This is a genomic window from Sinorhizobium americanum (assembly GCF_001651855.1).
Classification (GTDB): domain Bacteria; phylum Pseudomonadota; class Alphaproteobacteria; order Rhizobiales; family Rhizobiaceae; genus Sinorhizobium; species Sinorhizobium americanum.
This window is the reverse complement of sequence record NZ_LNQC01000013.1, coordinates 1-2800: the sequence shown is the minus strand read 5'-3', so window position 1 is coordinate 2800 and position 2800 is coordinate 1. Positions and strand designations below refer to the sequence as shown.

General features: G+C 66.0%; 3 protein-coding genes. All 3 read left to right on the top strand.

What is annotated here, in order from left to right; all coding sequences use genetic code 11:
* Nucleotides 1-669 (top strand): thiamine pyrophosphate-dependent dehydrogenase E1 component subunit alpha (locus tag ATC00_RS00090; RefSeq protein ID WP_199275538.1); only part of this gene is annotated, 669 nt, incomplete at its 5' end.
* Between the two features lie 12 nt (nt 670-681).
* Complete coding sequence (locus ATC00_RS00085; protein WP_037380904.1) at nt 682-1689, top strand: alpha-ketoacid dehydrogenase subunit beta; 1008 nt, start codon at nt 682-684, stop codon at nt 1687-1689.
* A gap of 5 nt (nt 1690-1694) precedes the next feature.
* Nucleotides 1695-2800: acetoin dehydrogenase dihydrolipoyllysine-residue acetyltransferase subunit (locus ATC00_RS00080; protein WP_064251567.1), on the top strand; the 1106-nt coding region annotated here is incomplete at its 3' end.

The window sequence follows — 2800 nt, the reverse complement described above, 5'->3', positions numbered from 1 at the left end:
CACATTGCCGACCTGCGCAAGGGCATGCTGGGCGCCAACGGCATCGTCGCGGCGGGGGCGCCGATCACCTGCGGCGCGGCGTTGAGCGCCAAGTTGCTCGGGACCGGTCAGGTGGCGGTCGCCTTTGCCGGCGACGGCGCCATGAACGAAGGGGTGATGTCGGAAAGCTTCAACCTCGCCAAGATCTGGATGCTGCCGATCATCTTCGTCATCGAGGACAACGGCTTCGGCGAGGCGACGGCGAACGCGCATGTGTCGGCCGGCAGCTTCACCCGCCGCGCCGAAAGCTATGACATCCCGACCATCGAGGTCGACGGCACCGACGTCTTCAGCGTCTATGCCGCGGCCGGCGAGGCGGTGGAGCGCGCCCGGGCGGGCGGCGGCCCGACGATGCTGCACGTCCACGTGCCGCGCTACTACGGCCACTATAGCGGCGATCCCGACACCTACCGCACCCCCGAGGAGAAGGCGGCAATGCGGCGCGATCGCGATTGCCTCGGCAATTTCCGCAAGCGCGTCAAGGACGTGTCGCTGGTCGAGACGGCCGAACTCGATACCGTCGACGAGGAAGTCGAAGCCGCAATCGACCGTGCCGTCAGTGCGGCCCGAGCAGCGCCGTTCCCGCCGATGTCCGCGCTCACCACAGACGTCTATGTCAAGTATTTGTAAGGAGCCGGAACAATGGCACAAAAGTCTTTTCGGCAAGCCCTGAACGAGGCGCTTCATTTCGAGATGGGGCGCGATCCGCGCGTGATCATGATGGGCGAGGATCTGACCGGCGGCGCCGGCGCCAACGGCGTGAAGGATGCCTGGGGTGGTCCGTTTGGCGTCACCCGCGGGCTGCTGGACGCCTTCGGGCCGGAGCGCATTCGTGACACGCCGATCAGCGAGGCGGCCTTTGTCGGCGCGGCTGCAGGGGCAGCGCTCACCGGCCTGCGGCCGATCGCGGAAATCATGTTCGTCGACTTCGCCGGCGTCTGCCTCGACCAAATCATGAACCAGGCGGCGAAGTTCCGCTACATGTTCGGCGGCCGCGCCAAGACCCCGCTCGTCATCCGCGCCACCTATGGCGCCGGCAGCCGCTCGGGGTCGCAGCACACCCAGGCGCTCTATCCGATCTTCACCCACATTCCCGGTCTCAAGGTCGTCATCCCGTCGACCCCCTATGACGCCAAGGGGCTGCTGCTGCAGGCGATCCGCGACGACGATCCGGTGATCTTCCTTGAGCACAAGATGCTCTACGACACGGTGGGGGAAGTGCCGGACGGCGCCTACACGATCCCCTTCGGTGAGGCGCGGGTGGCGCGCGACGGCAAGGACGTGCTGATCATTGCGATCGGCCGCATGGTCCAGGTCGCCGAAGAGGCCGCCCGCAAGCTGGCGGCGGAAGGGATCTCCGCCTGTATCATAGACCCGCGTACCACCTCGCCGCTCGACGAGGACACGCTGCTCGAGTTCACCGAGACGATCGGCCGTGTCGTCATCGTCGACGAAGCCAATCCGCGCTGCGGCGTCGCGGCTGACATCTCGGCCCTACTGGCTGACAAGTGCTTCGATGCGCTGAAGGCGCCGATCAAGCTGGTGACGGCGCCGCATTCCCCGGTTCCCTACGCCCCCAATCTCGAGGACGCCTACATCCCCTCGGCCGATGCCGTGGTGAAGGCAGCGACCTCCATTATCAAGAGGTAGACACGATGTCGTCAATCGAGGCAGTCACCGTTCCCAAATGGGGAATGACGATGACCGAGGGCAAGATCACCCAGTGGATGGTCGGCGAGGGCGGACATGTCACTCGCGGTCAGGAAATCCTCGAGATCGAAACCACCAAGGTCACCAATGTCGTGGAAGCCGCCGCGACCGGAACGCTGAGGCGCATCGTCCTTGGCGAGGGAACGACGGCGCCGGTCGGTGCGCTCGCCGGCGTGATCGCCGACGCGGCGGCGACGCCGGAAGAGATCGACGCCTTCATCGCAAGCTATGCCGACCGGCTTGGTGCGGGTGAGGAAGGCGAAGGTGGCGTCTCGGCACCACGGACGATCGCTGTGGATGGTGGTGTCATCAACCTTCTCGAAGCGGGGCCGGAGAGCGACGAGACCGTCGTGCTGCTGCACGGCTTTGGCGGCGATCTCTCGACCTGGCTGTTCAACCAGTCGGCGCTCGCCGAAAACATGCGGGTGGTTGCCGTCGATCTGCCCGGACACGGCGCCTCGTCGCCGATCGCGGGCGAGGATGTCCTCCCGAAGATCGTCGCTGCCGTCGAGGCGGCGGTCGAAGCCGTTGCACCCGGCAAGATCCATCTGGTGGCGCACTCGTTTGGCGGCGCTGTCGCTGCGGCGATCGCCGCCAAGCGGTCCTCGCGCGTCGGTTCGCTGACGTTGATCGCCCCGATCGGGCTGAGCAAGCAGATGAGCCGGGATTTCCTCGTCGACTTCGTTGCGGCGGAACGCCGCCGGCCGCTGCTCGGCGTATTGGAGCGGCTGTTTGCCGATCCGTCGAAGATCACCAGCGACATGGTCGAGGGAACGCTTCGCTTCAAGCGGCTCGAGGGCGTGCCGGAGGCGCTGTCGGCGATTGCCGACACGATCGCCGACGATAATGGTCAGTTGCAGTCGATCGCCGGCCAGCTTCAACAGCTGACCTGCCCGGTGACAATCCTGTGGGGCGAGCGGGACGAGATCGTCCCGCTCCCGCAGGCGGCCGATCTACCCGAAAATGTTCGGCTGCGCATCATCCCGGCCGTCGGCCACATGCCGCAGATGGAGGCATCATCCGCCGTCAACGAAGCGGTTCTGGAGAACAT

Coding starts and splice junctions, on each gene's coding strand:
- ATC00_RS00085 (WP_037380904.1), top strand. CDS start 682: ATGGCACAAAAGTCTTTTCGGCAAGCCCTGAACGAGGCGCTTCATTTC.